At 63.6% G+C, this 19,222-nt stretch carries 18 protein-coding genes; 3 read left to right on the top strand and 15 right to left on the bottom strand.

Annotation, left to right across the window (positions count from 1 at the left end):
• Positions 1-84: 84 nt before the first annotated feature.
• Together V1293_RS01685 and V1293_RS01680 are read right to left on the bottom strand one after the other, a co-directional pair.
• A complete protein-coding gene (locus V1293_RS01685) occupies positions 85-1,098 on the bottom strand; it encodes an alpha/beta hydrolase (RefSeq protein WP_334506118.1) in 1,014 nt (337 codons plus the stop codon).
• 451 nt (positions 1,099-1,549) lie between these two features.
• Entirely contained in the window at positions 1,550-2,722 is a 1,173-nt protein-coding gene (locus tag V1293_RS01680; RefSeq protein ID WP_334506116.1) for a cupin domain-containing protein, read from the bottom strand.
• A 330-nt stretch (positions 2,723-3,052) separates the two neighbouring features.
• Here V1293_RS01680 and V1293_RS01675 point away from each other — a divergent pair, with 330 nt between their 5' ends.
• Complete coding sequence (locus V1293_RS01675) at positions 3,053-3,421, top strand: hypothetical protein (RefSeq protein ID WP_334506114.1); 369 nt, start codon at positions 3,053-3,055, stop codon at positions 3,419-3,421.
• A gap of 15 nt (positions 3,422-3,436) precedes the next feature.
• Here V1293_RS01675 and V1293_RS01670 read toward each other — a convergent pair whose 3' ends face one another.
• Entirely contained in the window at positions 3,437-3,901 is a 465-nt protein-coding gene (locus tag V1293_RS01670) for a hypothetical protein (protein ID WP_334506112.1), read from the bottom strand.
• 140 nt (positions 3,902-4,041) lie between these two features.
• Positions 4,042-4,623 (bottom strand): hypothetical protein, encoded by a 582-nt coding sequence (locus tag V1293_RS01665; RefSeq protein WP_334506110.1) that lies wholly within the window; start codon positions 4,621-4,623, stop codon positions 4,042-4,044.
• Between the two features lie 270 nt (positions 4,624-4,893).
• On the opposite strand from V1293_RS01665, the gene V1293_RS01660 reads away from it, so the two are divergent.
• On the top strand, positions 4,894-5,277 hold the full coding sequence (locus V1293_RS01660; protein WP_334506108.1) for a VOC family protein: 384 nt from the start codon (positions 4,894-4,896) through the stop codon (positions 5,275-5,277).
• A 163-nt stretch (positions 5,278-5,440) separates the two neighbouring features.
• Here V1293_RS01660 and V1293_RS01655 read toward each other — a convergent pair whose 3' ends face one another.
• Positions 5,441-5,890, bottom strand: a complete 450-nt coding sequence (locus V1293_RS01655) for a hypothetical protein (protein ID WP_334506105.1) — start codon at positions 5,888-5,890, stop codon at positions 5,441-5,443.
• A 231-nt stretch (positions 5,891-6,121) separates the two neighbouring features.
• On the opposite strand from V1293_RS01655, the gene V1293_RS01650 reads away from it, so the two are divergent.
• Positions 6,122-6,472: a GrlR family regulatory protein gene (locus V1293_RS01650; protein ID WP_334516586.1), complete on the top strand. Its 351-nt coding sequence runs from the start codon at positions 6,122-6,124 to the stop codon at positions 6,470-6,472.
• A 7-nt stretch (positions 6,473-6,479) separates the two neighbouring features.
• Here the strand turns inward: V1293_RS01650 and V1293_RS01645 are convergent, their stop codons facing one another.
• From V1293_RS01645 to V1293_RS01600, 10 genes are all read right to left on the bottom strand, one after another.
• Positions 6,480-9,161, bottom strand: coding sequence for a PAS domain S-box protein (locus tag V1293_RS01645; protein WP_334506103.1), 2,682 nt, complete (start codon positions 9,159-9,161; stop codon positions 6,480-6,482).
• A 187-nt stretch (positions 9,162-9,348) separates the two neighbouring features.
• The gene (locus V1293_RS01640; RefSeq protein WP_334506101.1) at positions 9,349-10,266 is read right to left on the bottom strand and encodes a DMT family transporter; all 918 of its coding nucleotides are present in this window, start codon (positions 10,264-10,266) and stop codon (positions 9,349-9,351) included.
• 129 nt (positions 10,267-10,395) lie between these two features.
• Positions 10,396-11,196, bottom strand: a complete 801-nt coding sequence (locus V1293_RS01635) for an NUDIX hydrolase (RefSeq protein WP_334506099.1) — start codon at positions 11,194-11,196, stop codon at positions 10,396-10,398.
• Positions 11,197-11,200: 4 nt separating this feature from the next.
• Entirely contained in the window at positions 11,201-12,157 is a 957-nt protein-coding gene (locus V1293_RS01630; RefSeq protein ID WP_334506097.1) for a dihydrodipicolinate synthase family protein, read from the bottom strand.
• Positions 12,158-12,269: 112 nt separating this feature from the next.
• A complete protein-coding gene (locus V1293_RS01625; protein WP_334506095.1) occupies positions 12,270-13,151 on the bottom strand; it encodes an SDR family oxidoreductase in 882 nt (293 codons plus the stop codon).
• Between the two features lie 150 nt (positions 13,152-13,301).
• Complete coding sequence (locus V1293_RS01620; protein ID WP_334506093.1) at positions 13,302-14,162, bottom strand: MaoC/PaaZ C-terminal domain-containing protein; 861 nt, start codon at positions 14,160-14,162, stop codon at positions 13,302-13,304.
• Between the two features lie 197 nt (positions 14,163-14,359).
• Positions 14,360-14,749: a Zn-ribbon domain-containing OB-fold protein gene (locus V1293_RS01615; RefSeq protein ID WP_334506091.1), complete on the bottom strand. Its 390-nt coding sequence runs from the start codon at positions 14,747-14,749 to the stop codon at positions 14,360-14,362.
• Positions 14,749-15,897 carry a thiolase domain-containing protein gene (locus V1293_RS01610; RefSeq protein WP_334506089.1) on the bottom strand — a complete coding sequence of 383 codons (1,149 nt, stop codon included), beginning with the start codon at positions 15,895-15,897 and terminating at the stop codon, positions 14,749-14,751. The genes V1293_RS01615 and V1293_RS01610 overlap by 1 nt, the downstream gene beginning before the upstream one ends.
• A 1,063-nt stretch (positions 15,898-16,960) precedes the next feature.
• The gene (locus V1293_RS01605) at positions 16,961-17,536 is read right to left on the bottom strand and encodes a hypothetical protein (protein ID WP_334506087.1); all 576 of its coding nucleotides are present in this window, start codon (positions 17,534-17,536) and stop codon (positions 16,961-16,963) included.
• 52 nt (positions 17,537-17,588) lie between these two features.
• Positions 17,589-19,190 (bottom strand): hypothetical protein, encoded by a 1,602-nt coding sequence (locus tag V1293_RS01600; protein WP_334506085.1) that lies wholly within the window; start codon positions 19,188-19,190, stop codon positions 17,589-17,591.
• Between the last annotated feature and the right edge of the window lie 32 nt (positions 19,191-19,222).

Below are 19,222 nucleotides of genomic sequence, written 5' to 3'. Positions count from 1 at the left end.
AAAACCCTTAAAATGCTCGGCCGGCTCCATGGCGCTGCGCGGCTGGTTAACGGCTCGCTAATGCGCCGAAACCAGCTTCTCGCTTTACGCGGCTGAGGTGTCGATCGAACGGCGGATCACCCGCCGCACCTCCGCATTGGACAGGAACAAATCATGGTTGATGACGCCCCAGCCTGCGTCGGACGCATCGATGACGCGGACCCCGAGCTGCTCGATGGCGGCCTTCTCGGCGGCGCCGACCCGCGTCATTCCGCCGGCTAACCGTCCCGACAGCGCCAGCGCGCGGTCGTTCGTCGCGGCAACGACGGTGATCTTGCGGCCGAGCGGACCGATCCGGGTGACCGCCGACGAGAATACGTCCATGTCGATATCAGGTGCGGCGAACACCACGGCCCCGATCCTGTCGGTAACGCTGTCGCCGTTTCGCGCATAAAGCTGGCGCAGGCTTTCGAGCGTCAGCATGGTGCCCATGCTGTGTGCGACGATGTGAACACGGCCGACGCCGGGAGTCGTGACGGCGGCTTGGAGCACGCGCTCGAAGCCGTCGCGCGACCACATCGCGCTGTCGCGGTCGTAGGCGTAGTCGAACAGTCCAGCCTTGGACGGCCAGGAGAACACCATCGTCTGGCCGCGAAATTTGATGCCGTCGGCGAGGTGTGCTGCATCGAGCGCGGCCGTCTCGAATGTCTGTTTGAAACCGTGCACGTAGATCAGGACGTCTCCCCCGCCGCCCTGCGCGAGAAGATCGCTGACCTCTCCCGACACCGGCTCGACCCCATCAAGACGCCAATCGCCAAGACCGGCTGCGGCGAGCGAGAAGCGACTCTCGTCAGGCGGCACCAGCTTCGCCCGGGCGACGGTCATCCTTGTGGCGCGTTCCGGCCCGAACCAGGGTTTCGTCCGCCCGCCGTTCACCGGCTTGCGCGTGGTTGTGACGAGCAGTGTCGGTTCGGCGGCAAGCGACGACGCATCGTAACGCGCGCCGGTCGCGCCCAGGCTGGCGCATCCGCCGAGCGCAAGCACGCTGGCGGAAGACACAATCCCGCGCAGCAACGCGCGGCGGGAAGTCTCGTTTTGCAGCAAATCTCGGACGATCACGCAGGACCTTTGGGAATGTGGCCTTAGAAGCCGCCACAGCAGGTCTCCTGAACTAGGATGGCGAGAAAAGGGCGGACGATGGCAATCGATTGTTCCGGTTCCGTCGCGATTCCGTGATCCGCAGGCGGCGCAACGAAACCATTTCGATTCGCCGCGAAGTCCTCTGGAAACAAATGCCCCCTACGTTGTTGGCTCAACAAATGACGGGGTTAGATCATGTTGGTATCGGTCCTGAACCTCATCTACCGCGGATTTCTCAGGCGTGCCCTTTCCGGGATCGTATTACAGGGAGGAAGGCTATGACCGAGGTCGTGACGGCGTTCCTCGTCTTCGTCAGCATCGGCGTATTCCTGGCCCACGCATTTGACGCCTATCGCCTGCGCTAGATCTGCCCTCACCCAGGCACGATGGTGCCGCGACGACGTTTTGATTCACGCCTGGCGGCCCTTCCCTAACGGCCGCCCTCCTTGCCGGCGATGAACACGTCGCGGTCCGGAAATTTTTCAAACACTTCCGGCGGCTGGCCGAAATTCGTGGCGAGTACGTCCCTGGGATTTGCTGCAATCCATTGCGAGAGATCAATGGTTTCGTAGATCCCCGCGTTAAATCCAATCAGGATGCGCGCAGGTCCGCTGCCGACATTCTCGATCGAGTGGCCATAACCTTGCGGGATGTAGCCGACGTCGCCCTTCTGCAATCGCTCGATCCGGTAGCGGCCGTGCGAGCCGAACAGGGTGACGCTCACCTCGCCCTCGACGACGTATTGCCATTCGTCGGCGTTCGGATGCCAATGCAGCGTCCGTAGCGCACCGGGATCGAGATCGAGCACGACGCCCGTGATCGTCTTCGCAATCGGGAAGCGGCTGGAATCGACGCGCCACTCGCGACCGCCCCGATAGGTCGCATGCGGCTGCTGCGCCAGCAGGCGGTATTTGTGGGTCTCCGGCGGCAGCTTCCAGCCCTGCAGCGGCACCGGGGGCTCGGGAGGCGGCGGTTTGCCGCGCGCAAAATACACTTCCTCCTTCGGAAATGTTGCGAACGCTGCTTCGGGCAGGCCGAAATTCTTCGCCAGCAGCGCCGGCGGCGTATGCCCGACCCAGTCGGTGATACTGAAGGTGCCGAATTCGGAAAAGTAGCCGTTGTCGAAGATCAGGATGAAGTGACAGGGCTTGTCGCCGAGACATTGCAGCATGTGGCCGTGGCCGCGCGGGAAGTACCAGACGTCGCCGGGGTCGAAATCGTTGGTCTCGGCGAGGCCGCTTGGGTCGACGACGGTGGTGCGGACGCGGCCCGCAAGAACGAACGCCCATTCGGCCGCGGTGGCGTGCCAGTGCAGCTCGCGCATCGCGCCGGGCTCAAGCCGCATCGAGACGCCGGCGATCCCCTTGGAAATCGGCAGTTGCGTAACCGTCGCCTCCTTGCCGTAACTGTTGCCGATGACCTTGCCGTCCGACTTCTCCAGCGCGAATTTGAAGGTCGGCAGATCCTTACCCGCGAGCGTTGGGTCCGGAACATTGTTCATGAAGCTCGGGTCGCCGCCGGCGGCCGGCTGGGTCCCGCCCAGCGCTGCCAGCGAAGCAATGCCTGTGGCGGCCAGAAACTCCCGGCGCTGCGGATCGGACATGGTGCTCTCCCTCTGCGGGCCAGCGAAATGCTCCGGCACGGCCCACGCGGCCTCCGAAGGAGTGCCCACTAGTCCACAATGTTGGCGATGGGGTGTGCCGATCACAAGCCGGAAGTGCTCCGGGGCAACCGGACGTTAAGCACGGTCCGACCGACACCCTCCGAGCGGTCGCAGGCTCAATTGAATGGCCATTAAATCAACGGGTTAGACAGACGCTTGGGGATGGTGCTAGAGAATGCAGGCGCGCGGCGGGTTTTCGATTCCGAGGTTCGGGAGTTCGGATCTCTCCAGGCGCGCTCGTTCGGCTTACGGCTATTCGGACATTTCGACATGAGAAAGATCATCCTGACGCTGGCGATCCTGTATCCGGCGGCGGCGCTGGCTCAGGGGACCGCCCCCACAAATCCTCCGACCATCGGGGACAAACCGCTGGTTGTGGTTGGGTCGAAGAAGTCAGCGGCGGGCAAGAAGGAAAATGAAAAACCGTTGTCGGTCGCCCAGAAGTTGCAGGCCTGCCAGGACATTGACGATGCGACCAAGGAACGGCTGAATTGCTACGACGCCGTTTATGCGCCGCAGCCCAAGCCGAAAGCGCCGGCAGCGAAGGGCGTCAATGACTGCCGCTTCCTCAAGGAGGAAGACGAGCGGTTGACCTGCTACAACGGTTTTGCGGACAAGATTCCGAAGCTGCCGCGCTAAATCAGGCGGCGCACCCTACCAGGTGTTGTTCCAGCTCGGACCGCCGAAGAAGCCGAAATGCGACTGCTGCGCCACCCGCATTTGCGGCGGCTGCGCGAACTGCATCGGCGGCGCCTGGCGTTTGGCGACCTTGCGCTTGCGCTGAACCTGCGGCTCGGGCTTCTTCGCCTCCCCCGGCACGAACTGGGCAAACGTCTCCCGCACGCGGGCCTGGGCGGTGGCATCGGCCGAGGCCACGGCAGGCACCGGCGGCGCAACGGCCTGGGCCGTCACGGTCGGCGGAACGATCGTCGGAAGGCTGGTGTCGTAGACCACCCGCTCCGGCAGCTTCTGGTCGGAGCGAATGCGCACGATGGTCTTGTTGACCGAAGGAGCGGCCTGGCTGGCCACGACGGCCTGCTGTGGGACGATCGCATCGATCGCCAACAACAGCGCGAGCAGCACTCCGCCGACAAACAGGAAATAACGCGCTACAGGCATTGTCTCGCTCCCCCCGCGCGAGCATTGCGCGGCTCAATCGCCTAACGGGCGGTACACCAGTTAGTTCCTACCCCGCCGGCAAGGTTCAAAGGCGGCGATCACATTTTCGGGTGCGGGAACGCGCGTTTGACCGCGCAGGGTTAAATTCGGCTGGCTGTCACCAGTGAACATTTCGCCTTATTTGCGTTGACGTTGACGAACCCGACCAGCATGCCCGCATACCGCTTCCGGCTCTTCATATTCACAGTATCGGGAATGACGCGCCTGCGGTCGGTCAGATGGCTGCCGTCCCGGCGGATGAAGGTACAGGCGATCTCGATATCCTTCACCGCGTAGTCGTTGGTGTTGCGAAGCGTGAACGTCACCAGCGCTTTCGAGCCGAGCCCGCCCCTTCGCCACGACTGCGAGATAATTTTCAAGCCATCGAGCGGCGACCTGGCGGGCTCCACCGTTTCCGGCGGCGCGACGTCGAGAGGCGCGGCCGCCGTGTTGGCATCGGTCGACGCCGGGCTCGACAAGGTCGCCTGGGTCCCGGCCGTGTCGTCCGTGCGGGATGCATCCTGCGTGACGCGGGTGACTTCAGTCGCCGTCGCGGTGGAATGACCCTCGGCATCGCTTGCTTGCGGGAGCATCAACCATATGGCGCAGCCAGCGATGGCGATGGCTGGTAGCACGACGAGCCGTGCTTCGGCCTTTCCGAACGACCACCCGGCGATTCTCATAGCCGCGTCCTCACCCGGCAGCGTCGGCGATCGCCGTGCCGCTCACGAAAAAAGCCCTACGGGCGTTTCCCGTACGGCTTCTGTCACGACCGCCGCTGTACGGATCCCGCCGGCCGTCAACAATCACCCAGGGCAGAAAAGGTTTCATGCCACCTCGACAATATTGCGGCGGCGGCGCGACCGGGATGGAATTGCGGATGACCTGCCGCTACATTGGCCGCGCCGCAACCGGCCTTGAGCGCCGCAACAACAATAATGGGAAGACCGAAGATGCCGAACGTTATCTGGGACCATGTCCATTTGCGCAGTCCCGATCCCGAGGCGACCGCCGCATGGCTGGAAGACGTTTTGGGCGGCGAGATCATCCGCGGCCCCGGGCGCATCGACGTCAAACTCGGCGGCGCCAATGTGTTCATCGCGCCCGTCACCGCCGGCGACGGCGTCAACACTCCGCCGGTGACGCCCTATCAGGGTCTCGACCATTTCGGCCTGACCGTGAAAGACATCGACGCGGTCGCCGCCGAGATCAGAGCCAAGGGCGTCGAGTTCACAAAGGAGCCGACCACCATCCGGCCCGGCGTGCGCATCTGCTTCATCCGCGGGCCGCAGGGCATTTCGATCGAGCTGCTCGAGCGCGACAAAAAATACGCGTGACGCGCAAACGCTTCCGGACCCTCATCACCCGCCACCGGGTCGGCGCGCAGCGCCGCCGATGACAGGCTCCAGCGGGTGATCCAGTATTCCAGAGACCTCAGACAGAACTGAAAAGCCTCGGCGCACTGGATACTCCGCTTTCGCGGAGTATGACGGTCGCGCGCTAGGTCATGCTGCCCGGCATGAAGCAGCGGATGCTCAATCCCTGATAGCCGCGCATCGGCCAGACCATGGTTCGCCCGACGCGATTGGGTTCTGTGATGACCGCGTCGTCAGGCACGTCGAACCACTCGCCATCGATGCGAACACGGTAGTGCCCGCTTTTCGATTCCCAATCCACGTCGCTGACGGCGCTGCCGTCCGCGTCGGAACAGCACGGCCCCTTGCCGCTCTTCAGGCTGTCGAACCACTGCTTCAGCGGCGAGTTGGCATAACGGCCGTCCGGATCGCGGGCCACGCCGGGATCGGAAGCCAGCGGCAACATCAGCAACATCGCGCCGATCATCAACGGCTTGTTCCAGCGGCCCGCGCGATGACGGCCCATGGTTTCACGATTGCTATTCTCTGCGTATGGGTGCGGCACGTGGCCGCCGGAATTGATCCAGTTGGTCACCTGTTTCTCTTGCTCCAGCACCCGCCGGCCGGTGCCAAATCGAGCTATGCATTTCGCGGGCCAAGTTGAGTCGTTCACCGTCATCCTCGCTTCACGTCGGAGTGGTGCGCGCAAGGTGTGCTTCCTGCGCGGGAACTGGCAGTCAACCTGACGCGTTGACGGTGCCGGCCACGCTTTGGCATAACTCCTTGACCGGCTTCCGTGGGCGCGGTGGCGGGCATCTGGGACGTCATGAAGAACGGGCTCTATTCGATCCACGTCACCTTGCTGGATGGGCGCATCGGCAAGGGCAGCGGCGTCATTTTGTTCCGGGACGGCCAGATCCTTGGCGGCGACGCCTATCTGTTTTATACCGGCAGCTACACGGTGAAGGGCGATACCTTCAAAGGCGAGGTCCTGGTGCAGCGCCACACCACCCCGCGCGACAACGACAACCCGCTGTTCGGCGGCCCCAATCCGGTCGGCATCGGCGTATCCGGAACTTTCACCGACACCCGCGGCAGCATGAACGGAACCGCGCTCGTCGGCAAAGCCAGCCAGATCTTCGGCGCCACGCTGCACAAGCTGGCGGATATCGACTAGCGGTTCCCTACTCCGCCGCTTGCTCTAGCGGCGCGGTGCGCGGCAGGATCATCTGGATGCGCGTGCCGCCGCCCGGCTGTGAATCGAGATCGAGCCGGCCGCCGAGTCGCGTCGTCACGATGCTGTAGACGATGTGCAGGCCAAGTCCGGTGCCGCCCTGGTCGCGCCGCGTGGTGAAAAACGGATCGAACGCGCGGCGGCGGACGTCGAGGCTCATGCCGATGCCGTTATCGGAAAAGATGATCTCGACATTGTCCTTGCCGGACTCCCGCACCTGGATATCGACCGTGCCGGGCTTGCCGTCCGGGAACGCATGCGCCACCGAATTGAGGAACAGGTTGGTGAGCACCTGCCCGTACGGCCCAGGATAGCTGTTCATCATCAGGTTGGGCTGGCACTCGACATTGAGCGTCAGATTGTGTTTGCGCAGGCCGGGCCGCAGGCTCATCACCACCTGCTCGGTGAGATCGCCGAGGTCGAACGAGCGCTGGTCCGAATAGTTGCGGTCGGCGGCAACCTGCTTGAACGACTGGATCAGCTCGGCGGCGCGGTTGAGGTTGGCGACCAGCTGCGACGAGGCATCGCGGCTGGTCTCGAGAAAATCGTTCAGGCTGGAGCGCCGCAGTTCGCCACGGGCGACCTCGGCCGCAAAGTTCGACGTCTTGCGCTCCAGCGCGGAGGCAACCGTCAGGCTGATGCCGACGGGGTTGTTGACCTCGTGGGCCACGCCCGCCACCAGCCGTCCCAGGGCGGCGAGCTTTTCAGCTTCGATCAGCGAATTCTGCGTCTCGCGCAAGTTCCGCAGCGCCCCCTCCGCCGAATCCTTGGCCTTGCGCATCTCGGATTCGACGCGCTTGCGCTCGCCGATGTCGAGCGCAACAGTCACGATGTTCTCGATCTCGCCGGCCGTATCGAGGATCGGTAGCTTGTTGACCAGCCACTGCCGCATATGGCCGGACGCATCCTTGTATTCCTCCTCGTAGAAGCCGAGTTCCTTGCCGGCCGCCAGCACCCGCTTGTCGGGCTCGTCGGTCTTTTCGGCGCCGTAGCGCGACATCAGATCTGCCGTGGTGCGGCCGATCGCATCCCCCGGCTCGACCCCGAAAATGCCGGCCATATAGCGGTTCATCAGGACGTAGCGGAGCTCCTTGTCCTTGACGTTGATGACCGCAGGCACGGTGTCGATCACCATTTGCAGCAGGCGGCGGCCTTCGGCGATCGCATCCTCGGCGCGCTTCTGGTCGGTAATGTCGCGCACCGTTCCCTCGTAGCGGACGATGACGCCGGCCTCGTTGTGCACGGCGCTGGCGCTGTCGGAGAGCCACAGCACCGAGCCGCTGCGCGTGCGAACCTGGTACTCGTACTCACGGACCATGCCGTCGCGCTGCATCAGCCGCTCGTATTCCGCCCGCGCCTCGGGATGGACATAGACCGTATCCGCGATGTCGCCGATGCCGTTGATCAGGTCCTGCGGCGTGGCATAGCCCATCATCCGCGCCAGCGCCGGGTTGGCGTTCAGCAGCGCGCCGCCGGGCGTCGTGACGTAGATTCCGTCGACCGAGGACTCGAACAGCTTGCGGTAACTTTCCTCGGCAAGCCGCTGTTCGGCGAGCGCACGCACCGCCGCCTCGCGCGCCGCGTCGGCGTCGACCAGCGTTTGCCGGAACACTTCGGCAGCCCGGGCAATGTCGCCGATCTCGTTGTCGACATCCGTCGCAGGGATCGAGGCGCTCTTTTCACCGCCGGCCACCGCGCGGATCGAGTTTGCGATCGCGGCAAGCGGACGCACGGTACGGCGAACCACCAGCAACGAGGCGAAAAGCCCGATCAAGACGCCGGCGGTGCCAAGCACGATGCTCTGCCACTTCGCTTCGGCGAGCGTCCGCGCAAAATCGCGGGAGAGGACACGGCCCCGCCGCTCGCTGACGTCACGCAACAATTCCGTCACGCGCTGGATCAGGCGGCCCTCCGCGCCGAGCACCTCCCTGTCTATGTCGGATATCTGCCCTTCCCGGACCGATATGTTGACGATCGCCAGCGCATAATCGTCGACTACCGCGCGCAGCTTCGGATCAGCGATCGTCATGGAGCGCATGCTTTCCGCGGCTTGTTCTGCAGCCGAGGGATTATGCGCCAGCAGCGCCGAGGCGATGCGGCTCTGGGTCTGCAACAGGGCCATCGCCATTTGGGGATCGGACGCTTCGGCGATCGCAGCATCGAATTTTTCGCGCAAGGGCGGCAACGCGACGATCATTTCGGCGCGGCGGTTGATCAGCGCGGAAATCCGCTCGATGCCGCTGCGATAGGTCGACAGGCGCTCAGTGACGCCGTCGATCATGTCCTGCTGCTCGGGCGCGAGCTCCAGCCGCGTCTTCTTCAGGATCTCGCCGAGCGAGGCTGCGGCTTCGCCGACCTGGACCGACTGCGTGCCGGGGTCGGTGACGAAATCCCGCGCGGCGAGCCGCAATTCGTTCATGCGGCGGTCGATGTCCTCGGCAAGGTCGCCGACGCTCTGCAGCCGCTGCAGCTCGGCAAAGGTCGAATCGATGTGGCGGATGGCGATGACGCTGGCGGTCGAGGTGATGATGATCACCGCCAGCACCAGCATGAAACTGCCGAATGTCAGTTGGCCGATCGAAAGCGAAAACGATCGCGGCGGCAGCGAATTCGGCGGCGTTTCGGCGGTCATGTTGGTCGGGCCGGGCTCCAGTCGGGCGTAGTATATACGATGGATTTCGGGCCGTTGGGAACATGCCGGGAACGACGGTTAAGCCGGCCGAAAGCCGGTTCTGGCCTCGCGCCGGCTGCCGCTATCCCACGATTGGGGTACCGCCGGGCAAGCGCAGGGTCCTCCTGACGATCAGGGCGAAGCGCGTTTACGCGGCCCCTTCGAGCGCCCTTCGCGCCGGGATCGTCATCGCGGCGACACCGATGACGACACAGGCGAGCCCGATCCAGGCGGTCGAACTCAACTGCTCTCCGAGGAAAACCACGCCTACCGCGACGCCGATCGGCACGCGCAAATAGGCCTGCGCCGTGGTACCGACCGATCCCAGGGTCCGGATCAGGCGGAAATAGATCACGAGGGCAAGCGCTGTGGAGAACACCGCGAGCGCTGCCAGCGCCAGCATCGAACTGGCTGACGGCTGCAGCGTCCACGGCCGCTCCAGCACCAGGCTCACGGGAATCAGCAGCGCCGCGCCGCACAGCAACGACCCCGCCGCGGGCACCATCGGATCGAGATCCCTAAAACCCCGGCCGAGGATGGCGGCGCCTGCGTAGCAGATAGCGGCAACCACCATCGCGATCTGGGCCGTCAGTTCCTCGCCGAAGCCGGACAGCGCCTGCACCCCGACGATCAGGCAGATGCCGGCCATCCCGGCGACGACGCCGAGCAACTTCCGCGACGTCACCGCCTCATGGCGCGTGACGGCGAGCGTCAGGAAAAACGTGAATATCGGCGCGGTGGAGTTGAGGATGGTCGCCACGCCCGCATCCAGCGTCCGCGATCCCCAAGCGACCATGGTCCACGGGATGACGCTGTTGAGGCAGGCCTGGAACAGGAAGCGTCGCCAGGTCGTGGCATCGACGGGCATTCTCACGCCGCGCCAGCGCATGATGCCCAGCAGCAGCACTCCGGCAATCAGCGTGCGGCACGCGATCAGGGTGATCGGCGGGATGGTCGCGACGCCGATCCGGATGAAGGTGTAGGACGCGCCCCAGAGCGTCGCGAGCGCGAGCAGCAGCGCCAGTTCGGTCGCCATGCCGGCGGGCTGGTGATGTCTCTCGCCCATGTCCGTGTTTCCCGGTCTCGATCAATGCCGGGACGGACATTACATCCGGACGCCCCTCGATACTTCGTTATGCGCCGAAGTGTGGATGCAACTTTCGCCGCAGCCGGGCCTTCAGGCGCGACGGACGCGTCAACCGACCGAGCCGACCTCGAACACCTCGCCGTCGTAACCGGCTTCGAGGGGAATGCGGAGCTGGCGGCCGCCGTTATTCCTGGTCATGACAGGCGTCACGGTGACGACGGATTTGCCTCTGGAGTCGTCGAGCGCCGCCTTCACGCTGGCCTGCTTGCCGAGCTTGATCAGGTTGCGCGTGGTTGGGAACGGCAGCTTGAAGCGCCCGCTCTCACCGCCCTCCAGGGCCTCGCGTGGCGACACCCAGATCGAATCGGTGGATTCCTTGCCGTCATGGGCGCCGACCTGTTCCGGTGGCGCGGCGGCGAGGAAGAACCAGGTGTCGAAGCGCTTGGGCATGCCCTCGGGCGTGATCCAGTGCGCGTAGGGAACGAGTTCGTCGAGCGCCAGCACCATGCCGTTATCGGTCAGCACATTGAGGAAGCTGATCTTGCTGTCGCAGAGATCGGCGCGATGCGCCGCCTCGATTTCGCTGGCACGCTTGGCGTCGACCAGCGCCTTCGAGCCCTTCGGCCGCGCCAGCAGGATTCCGCTTTCCTCAAAGGTTTCGCGGATTGCAGCGATGCGGAAGCTCAAGGTCGCCTCGTCGAGTCCTTCGCCGCCCGAATAGAGTTCAGGCGTCGCGATGATCTCCTTGTCGCCCTTGTCGACGCTGCCGCCGGGAAACACCAGCGCGCCGGAATTGAAGTCGATCTCATAATGGCGGACCATCATGAAGACCTCGATTTCCCTAAGCTCGGCGCTGTCGCGCAGCAGCAGGATGGTGGATGCGGGACGCGGGGCGACGGCTTCGGCCATTGGACTAGCCCGCCGCGCTGGATTGCGGTTGCAGATTGGCGCGGCGGTCGACGCGCGCCACCCGCGACAACAGATACTCGACCTCGGCCTTTGCGGTTGCCGTAATCGTCGCACCGGGCTTGCGCTGCGCGCTGGAAGAGATGATGCCGCGCTTCTGCAGCACGTATTTGCGCACCGCAAGACCCGCGCCGGGCTGCTGCTCGTAACGGATCAGCGGCAGATGCGCGTCGAACAGATCGTGCGCGGCGTCGCGCTTGCCGGCCTTCGACAGTTTGATGACGTCGATCAGGAGTTCCGGGAACGCATAACCCGTCATGGCGCCGTCCGCGCCGCGCTCCATTTCGAAATCGAGGAACAGCCCGCCATTGCCGACGAGAATTGAAAGCGGGCGCAGCGAGCCGTCTTTCTGATAGCCGCGCAGCGTGGAGATCTTCTCCAGGCCCGGCCAGTCCTCGTGCTTGAGCATCACACAGGACGGCGAGTCCATCACGATCTTGCGGATCACGGCCGGCGTGAAGATGACGTTGAGCGTCAGCGGATAGTCCTGCAGCACCCATGGAATGTCGTCGCCGATCGCTTCCTGCGCCTGCTTGAAATAGCCGGTGATCTGGTCGTCGGTGCGCAAATGCGGCGGCGGCGCGATCATCACGCCCGCGGCGCCGGCGTCCATCGAGGCTTTCGCCAGCGAGCGCATCGAGGCAAAACCCGGCGCCGAAACGCCGACGATGATCTGCATGTTCTTGGCGCGCTTGACGAAGCGAACCGCCACCTGCTCCGCCTCGGCTGCGTCGAGCTTCGGCGCCTCGCCCAGAATACCGAGCACGGTGACGCCGTCGCAGCCGACCTCGGCGTAGAAGTCGGTCAGCCGGTCGATCGATTTCTCGTCGATGCGGCCGTCGTCGTGGAACGGTGTCGGCGCGATGGCGAAGGTGCCGGCGGCCTGGGCGGTGAGCTTTGTCATTCGTGCCTCTATCCTATTGTCCGTCATTCCGGGGCGCGAAGCGAACCCGGAATTCCACAATGCGCAACTGCGCATTGGGGTTCGATGCTATCGCATCGCCCCGGAACGACATCTACTTGAATCGCCGCGCCGACTTCTTGATATCCTCCTCGGAGAAGAAGATCTCTTTGGCGTGGGTAACGATATCCTCAGCCTTCCACCCCGTAAACGGCGGCGTCCAGCCTTCCATTTCCATCATCCGCATCTCCCGCACGCCGCGCGGGCCGGAAACGCCGAGCACCTTGCCGGTCTGGTCGCCCGACAAGTCGCTGACCATGTATAGCACGGCCGGCGCGATGCCGTCCGGGCCCAGCGCCGCGCCGGGGTTCTCCTTATATCGTGGCAGGTCTGCGGTCATGCGGGTCAGCGCACCCGGGGCCAGCGTCCAGATCCGGATGTTGTACTTGCGGCCTTCAATGGCCAGCACATTCGACAGTCCCCAGATACCGCCCTTGGCGGCGCCGTAATTGGTCTGACCGAAATTGCCGATCAGGCCCGAGGTCGACGACGTGTTGACGATGACGCCGCCGCCGTTTTCGCGCATCCATTTGAACACCGGCTGGGTGCAGCAGAACGTGCCCTTGAGATGCACCCTGATCACCCTGTCCCAGTTGGCTTCCTTTGCTTTTGCAAAAGTTTCGTCGAGCAGGATGCCGGCATTGTTCACCAAAATATCGGCGCGGCCGAAATTCTTGATAGCGTCCTCGAACACCGACTGCCCGCCTGCGATGGTCGAGATGTCGGAACCATTGGCGACCGCCCGGCCGCCCTCTTCCTTGATCGAATTGACCACCTTCTGCGCCATCGAAACATCGGCGCCGGAGCCGTCGCGGGGACCGCCGAGGTCGTTGACCACGACCGCCGCGCCCTCGCGCGCGAACAGCTTTGCGTAGGCCTCACCGAGCCCGCCGCCCGCACCGGTGATGATCGCGACCTTGCCGTCGAGTAGTCCCATGGTGTGTTCTCCCGTCTAGTCTTCTTGCATTTCCGCCGTCATGCCCGGCCTTGTGCCGGGCATCCACGTCTTTCCTGTAACCGAGAGAAAGACGTGGATGGCCGGGTCAAGCCCGGCCATGACGACAAAACTCAAGCGCGTTCTGTGACATCACCCCAGCACCGTCTTGCCGCTCTTGATCACGGTGACGCCCCTCGACTTCACCTTGGCTTCGAACGAAATCACGTTGCCGTCCTTCCACAATTCCATCGTCACGGTCTCGCCGGGGAAGACCGGCGAGGAAAAGCGCGCGACGTGCTGTTTGAAGGCGGACGGATCGTAGTCGGCGTAGGTCTGCAGCACGCCGCGGCAGGTGATCCCATAGGTGCACATGCCGTGCAGGATCGGCCGCGGGAAGCCCGCCTTCTTGGCAAACTCGGGATCAGAGTGCAGCGGGTTGCGGTCGCCGCAGAGGCGGTAGACCAGCGCCTGATCCGGCCGCGTCGTGATGTCGACGATCTGGTCGGGAGCGCGGCTCGGCACCTTGTGCGGCTCCGGCTGGCCTTCGGAAGGCCCGCCGAAGCCGCCGTCGCCGCGCGCAAAACGCGAAGCCACCAGCGTAGCGAGCTTGTCGCCGCTCTCGTCCTTCAGCACGGTCTGGTGACGGATCACCGCGCCCTTGTCCTTGCCCTTGTCGAAAACATCCAGCACGGTCGAGTCGGCCGTGATCTTGGCAGCACTCGGCAGCGGCTTGTGGAAGGTGATGTCGCGCTCGCCGTCGACCACCATCACGCGGTTGAGATTCATCTCGCCGGGCCCTGAGCCCCACGCCGCCACCGAGGCGAAGGTCGGCACGACCTTGAGGGGCCGCGGGGTCAAGGTGCCTTCGTTGACATAGGCGAGTTCGTTCTCATCCATCGGATCGGCGCCCATGCCGATGCCATAGGCGTAAAGCATCACCTCGCGGTCGGTATAGGCGTATTTCTGGCCGAGATTTTTCAGGGCCATGAGTTGTTCGTAGTTGATCGGCATTGCCGTCGTCCTCTCCCGAAATCTTCTTGACCGGCGCCCGTTGCAGCGCCCTCTCCCCTTGTGGGAGAGGGCATCACCGGCGCTAGCCACAAACTCGCTTGGGTGAGGGGTTGGCTCCGCAAGCACATCGCTCGCGGATAGAACCCCTCATCCGGTGCTTCGCGCCACCTTCTCCCACAAGGGGAGAAGGGAAAGGCTCAGGCCGCCGTGAAGAACGGCAGCGGGGCGCCATCGGTTGGCTTGAACACCACCTTCACCTTCTGGCCGATCTTCAGCTTCTCAAGATCGCAATCGACGATGTTGGTCTGCAGCGACGGACCTTCCTTGAGCGTCACATAGGCGATCGCGTAAGGACCGGTCGGCGATTTGCGCATCAGGCTGTAGGTGTAGATCGTGGCCTCGCCGGAAGCTTCCTCCCACACCGTCTTGTCGGAGAAGCAGAACGGGCAGATCGAGCGCGGGAAGTAGTGCGGCTCGCCGCAGGCGGTGCAGCGCTTGATCATGAACTTGCCGGCCTTGGCCGCTTCCCAGAACTGCGCGGTCTCGGGGTTGGTTACCGGCGTCGGATATTTTTTCACATCAGCCATTACACGCGCTCCAGAATACAGGTTGAGGCGGCGTGACGCACGCCGAGAAGTCCGCCGGTGCCGTGGGCGATCGCGAGATCGCAATTCGGCACCTGCACCTTCGGATGGGCTTCGCCGCGCAATTGGCGGACCGCCTCGAGGATCTTGGTCATGCCGCCGCGGTTGACCGGATGGTTGCTGCAGAGACCGCCACCATCGGTGTTGAACGGCAGCTTGCCGACGCCCGAAATCAAGTTGCCGTCGGCGACGAACTTGCCGCCCTCACCCTTCTTGCAGAAGCCGAGGTCTTCGAGCTGCATCAAAACCGTGATGGTGAAGCTGTCATAGATCGAGGCGTACTTGATATCTTTCGGGGTAATGCCCGCTTCCTCGAAGGCGCGCGGGCCGGACCAGACGCCGGCGGAATAAGTGAGATCGAGATCCTTGCCGCCGCGCGGGCCCTTCATCGCCTCGCCATGGCCGATCAGCCGCACCAGCGGCTTCTTCAGGCTTTTCGCGATTTCCGGCGTGGTCACGATGACAGCGCCACCGCCGTCGGTGACGACGCAGCAATCCATCCGGTGCAGCGGGTCCGAGATCATCGGCGAGTTGATGACGTCCTCGACGGTGACGACCTCTTTAAGCATCGCGTGCGGGTTGTACTGCGCGTGATGGGAAGCCGCGACCTTGATCCAGGCGAGCTGTTCGCTCGTGGTGCCATAGTCGTGCATATGACGCATGGCACACATGCCGTAGGCATTGTGGGTAGTCGCGCCATAGGCCGCCTCGAAATCGGCTTCGGCGCCGGCCGCACGTGGCGGCATCGGGCCGGTGCGCGGCTTGCCCGCCAGGGTAATGAGCGCGATCGAGCATTTGCCGGCCGCGATCGCCTCTGCCGCGTGGCCGAGGTGGATCAAATAGGAACAGCCGCCGGTATCGGTGGAATCCATATGGCGAACCTTGAGGCCGAGATAATCGACCATCGGCCAAAGGCCGCCGGGGGCGTCGCCGGCGCAGAAATAGCCGTCGATGTCGGCTTTGGTGAGCCCGGCATCCTCGATCGCCCCCTTGGCGACCTCGGCATGCAACTGTGCGGTTGATTTGTCGGGTGCGTGCCGGGTGGGATGCTCGTAGATCCCGGCAATGTAGGCTTTGCCCTTGATGGTCAAATCGTTCTCCGTTGGCGTTTCTTCTTCCAGGTTTTTTTCTGGCCTGTCGCCGCCCCCTTGGCAAGCGCCGAAATATTCCGCAGGGCGAGACGGTAGCGACTAGACTCAACTCGGGATGATTATCAGCGGAAATCGTATCAGGTCGTGAGAGCCGGATATGCCGGCGTGTTCTCGCGGCGCGACGCGCCCGAGTTATGCCTGGTTGCTCGGCCCTCTTCGTGAGAGGGCGCAGGGAAGACCGGGTGCGCGCTGCACCCGCGGTCTCGTGTGCAATGTGCACAAAGAAGTGCGCACACGAGCATACAGGTCCAGCGGAGAGCATCCGGCCTTCCCTGCGCAATGGCTTTACGGCTTATGCCGAGCTCTCCCCGGAGACGAATTCCTCTTGCCTCCGTCGCTGCCGGATTGACGGCTGATCGAACCCGGTTGGATTCGAACAGCCTCCACCAGCTTGACACCAGCCACGGGTGCCAGAACCACACGCTTTTGCCGTACGCAACAACGTCGCTCGTCCTGCGCGGATCGATCGCTCACAGCCCCAAGACCAAGCTCGAGACCGCCCTGCAATGCCTCGCGCGCGCAACGCCATCGCGTCCACCGCAACCCGCACTCCACGTATCGTGACGACGCGTACGCCCCTCTTCGATGAGGCGGGATGGCGCGTAAAGGAAGCTGATTTGCGGAGAATGGGAAGCGGAATATTTTCGATGCGCAATCTGGACGACCCAAATCACGTTGAAATGGCTGGTGAAATTCGTGTTTGCGCGCAGCGGGTTTTGCGGTGTTTTTGCGCGTCTGCGGTTCGAAACACGCGCGGCTTTGCCCGTCGGGCAAATCAGTCCACGGATAGGCATCGTAACCGCACCACCGACCTCATCCCGAGGAGACAGCAAAGCGGTCATCTCGAAGGATGGCCACGGGCGAGATCGGAGCCTCATGGTTCGAGACGCCGCTCACGCGGCTCCTCACCAGCATGAGGGTTTAGCAACGCCATGGTCAGTGAGATACGGTGGGCATGGCGCCGCCGCGGTCTGGCGTGGCGCTGGTGGCCGATGAATCGACCTCACTGCCCGACCAGCGTTTTGTACGCCGTAACGGCACGTTTGAGGTCGTCGTATTCCTCGCAGGGAAGCAGGCAGAGATTTTCCAGCGCCATCAGCAATTGCTGTGCCTTGGCCGGCTCCCCCAGCACCAGATAAGCCTCACCGAGATGCTCATGCGCGCTGCGGTGGCGGGAGTTCAGCATCAATGCCTTCTGATAATGGCCAATAGCCGGACCCATCTGACGCAGCCGCCGATAGGCATAGCCGATGTAGTTCTGGATATCGGCATTAGTCGGGTCGCGCAGCGCAGCGAGCTCGAACGCTGCGATTGCGCCATTCCAATTCTCTGCGCGCAGTGCCCTCTTGCCGGCCTTGAAATCGGGATCGAGTTGCGCCCAGTCGGCATCCAATGCAACCGACCTCATAGTGGTGCAGATCGGCCAGGCGTCGGCGGTGGCGCTCGGCTCAGCCCGCCTTACGGCCACACCGAATGGCGGTGCAGTCGCGATCCGCCAGCCCGGCGAGCTTATGGTGTAGGCGGCCACGCCGCTCACCAGCACGCCGAGCATGATTGCCAATGCGACCGCGCGGATCATCGTGGCTTCCCGACCTGATGGCTGCCGGGCGCTGGGCCAGGCAGCCAAGGAATTATTTTCGTGCAGAACCTATCGTGTCGTCTTGGCGCGTATGTGCCCGGGCCACACGGATTTCCTGCCGCTCCGTATCGGCGTTGCTGGCCAAGTTCACCAGCTTGCCAAAATAATCGGAGGCCTTCTGCCGGTCGCCTGCGCTGTCGGCAGCGCGGGCGGCTCCCCAAAACGCGCGAAAGCGGTTGGGCGTCTGCTTGAGTGCAGTCTCGAACTCGTTCAGGGCGGCGGCAGGCTGCCCCGTCTCCAGAAGTAGTTCGGCCAGCAATTCGCGGAACGGATAGAGGCGATTCTCCATCGCGACATGCTTGACGCTGCCGTCCTCGCCATCGGCCGCGGCTCGCATGAACCGCAGCGCCTGATCGGTCGCGCCTTCCTTCAGTGCGATCCAGGCCGAAACGGCCAGCATCTGCTCTTCGGTCCGGTCCGCCCAATAGGATTGGTCGGCACGCTGCAGTGTCGTTCGCAACGCCTTCATCGCTTCGATCTCTGCCTTGGCGCCTGCAAGATCACCCGTGCGGGCCATGCCCAGACCGCGCGTGAAGCGGATCAACGAATCCGCCATCGGATATTGGGTGGCAATCATAGGCAGCTCGGCGGCGCCAGCCCAATCTGCGCGTTCCAGGACATAACGCGCGGGCATGGCGGACTTGGCGGTGAAATTAACGAAGGTGATAGGACGATCGCCGCGATCGGCGGTGGCGAGCGACCTCTTGATCATGGCATCAGCCTTGGTATCCTGTGCGAGCTGCAGGTGGGCATAAACCATGAAATCCGACGCATGATAGTAGTCCGGCTGGATCTCCAGCGACGACGCGTTGGAGGCAATGGATTCCTCCCACAGGCCGACCATGGAATAGATATGCGATGGCATGTGCCGCGCGTGCGGCACGGCCGGCGCAATGCTGGCATAACGCCGCGCTGAAGCGATCCCCTTGTCGGCAAGCGGCGCGAAGTCGTAGGCGTGAATGAGGTAGTGTGTCACGCCCGGATGCTGCGGATTCTGCTCGAAGAGTTTCTCCAATAACGCTGCGGACTTGACCTGATTGGCGTAGGTGAGGTCGCTTTTCGGTGCGGCGGCTTGAAGCGTCAACGCATAAAAGGCCTGGACTTCGTAGTCGTCAGGATAGTTTTGCGCCATCTGCGCCATCGCGGTATTGTAGGCTGCCAGTCGGGCATTTACATCGACCTTATCGTGGTCACGAAAATAGGCGCTCAGCGCCTCGATCCAGTCACGTTCGCGCTGGGTCTTCGGCCCGGCAGCCCGCGCCTTCTCGAGTGCGGCCCAAGCTGCCTGCGCGTCCGCCCGTGACGGGGTAGTTGCAAGGGTGTTGCCGAGCAGGTCCATCGCCACGCCCCAATACGCCATGGCGCAAGTGGGATCCTGCTGCAGGATCTCTTCGAATTTCCGGCGGGCGATCACGAACCAGTACGAATGAAGCATGGCGACACCGCGGTCAAACTCGACCTGCACTTTGGGGTCGCAGGAGGTAGCGAAAGTTACCTTACCGAGATTTTGGTCTTGCTGGCCGATTGCGCCGCTTGCGAGCGCCGCACTGATCAGGCCGGCGGCAAACAAGGTTCGTCCCGATTTCGCGTTCATCGTGAGTCTCCTTTAGGCCTTGCGAGTGATCG

It is taken from the genome of Bradyrhizobium sp. AZCC 1693, from assembly GCF_036924745.1.
In the GTDB taxonomy this organism is placed as follows: Bacteria; Pseudomonadota; Alphaproteobacteria; order Rhizobiales; family Xanthobacteraceae; genus Bradyrhizobium.
Note: the sequence above shows the minus strand (reverse complement) of the source record. Positions and strands in the feature narration are given on the sequence as shown.

Excerpts from the sequence above, each read along its gene's own strand:
- V1293_RS01680 (WP_334506116.1), bottom strand. The coding sequence starts at position 2,722 with ATGTCCGATCCGCAGCGCCGGGAGTTTCTGGCCGCCACAGGCATTGCT.
- V1293_RS01675 (WP_334506114.1), top strand. The coding sequence starts at position 3,053 with ATGAGAAAGATCATCCTGACGCTGGCGATCCTGTATCCGGCGGCGGCG.
- V1293_RS01670 (WP_334506112.1), bottom strand. The coding sequence starts at position 3,901 with ATGCCTGTAGCGCGTTATTTCCTGTTTGTCGGCGGAGTGCTGCTCGCG.
- V1293_RS01665 (WP_334506110.1), bottom strand. The coding sequence starts at position 4,623 with ATGAGAATCGCCGGGTGGTCGTTCGGAAAGGCCGAAGCACGGCTCGTC.
- V1293_RS01660 (WP_334506108.1), top strand. The coding sequence starts at position 4,894 with ATGCCGAACGTTATCTGGGACCATGTCCATTTGCGCAGTCCCGATCCC.
- V1293_RS01650 (WP_334516586.1), top strand. The coding sequence starts at position 6,122 with ATGAAGAACGGGCTCTATTCGATCCACGTCACCTTGCTGGATGGGCGC.
- V1293_RS01645 (WP_334506103.1), bottom strand. The coding sequence starts at position 9,161 with ATGACCGCCGAAACGCCGCCGAATTCGCTGCCGCCGCGATCGTTTTCG.
- V1293_RS01640 (WP_334506101.1), bottom strand. The coding sequence starts at position 10,266 with ATGGGCGAGAGACATCACCAGCCCGCCGGCATGGCGACCGAACTGGCG.
- V1293_RS01635 (WP_334506099.1), bottom strand. The coding sequence starts at position 11,196 with ATGGCCGAAGCCGTCGCCCCGCGTCCCGCATCCACCATCCTGCTGCTG.
- V1293_RS01630 (WP_334506097.1), bottom strand. The coding sequence starts at position 12,157 with ATGACAAAGCTCACCGCCCAGGCCGCCGGCACCTTCGCCATCGCGCCG.
- V1293_RS01625 (WP_334506095.1), bottom strand. The coding sequence starts at position 13,151 with ATGGGACTACTCGACGGCAAGGTCGCGATCATCACCGGTGCGGGCGGC.
- V1293_RS01620 (WP_334506093.1), bottom strand. The coding sequence starts at position 14,162 with ATGCCGATCAACTACGAACAACTCATGGCCCTGAAAAATCTCGGCCAG.
- V1293_RS01615 (WP_334506091.1), bottom strand. The coding sequence starts at position 14,749 with ATGGCTGATGTGAAAAAATATCCGACGCCGGTAACCAACCCCGAGACC.
- V1293_RS01605 (WP_334506087.1), bottom strand. The coding sequence starts at position 17,536 with ATGATCCGCGCGGTCGCATTGGCAATCATGCTCGGCGTGCTGGTGAGC.
- V1293_RS01600 (WP_334506085.1), bottom strand. The coding sequence starts at position 19,190 with ATGAACGCGAAATCGGGACGAACCTTGTTTGCCGCCGGCCTGATCAGT.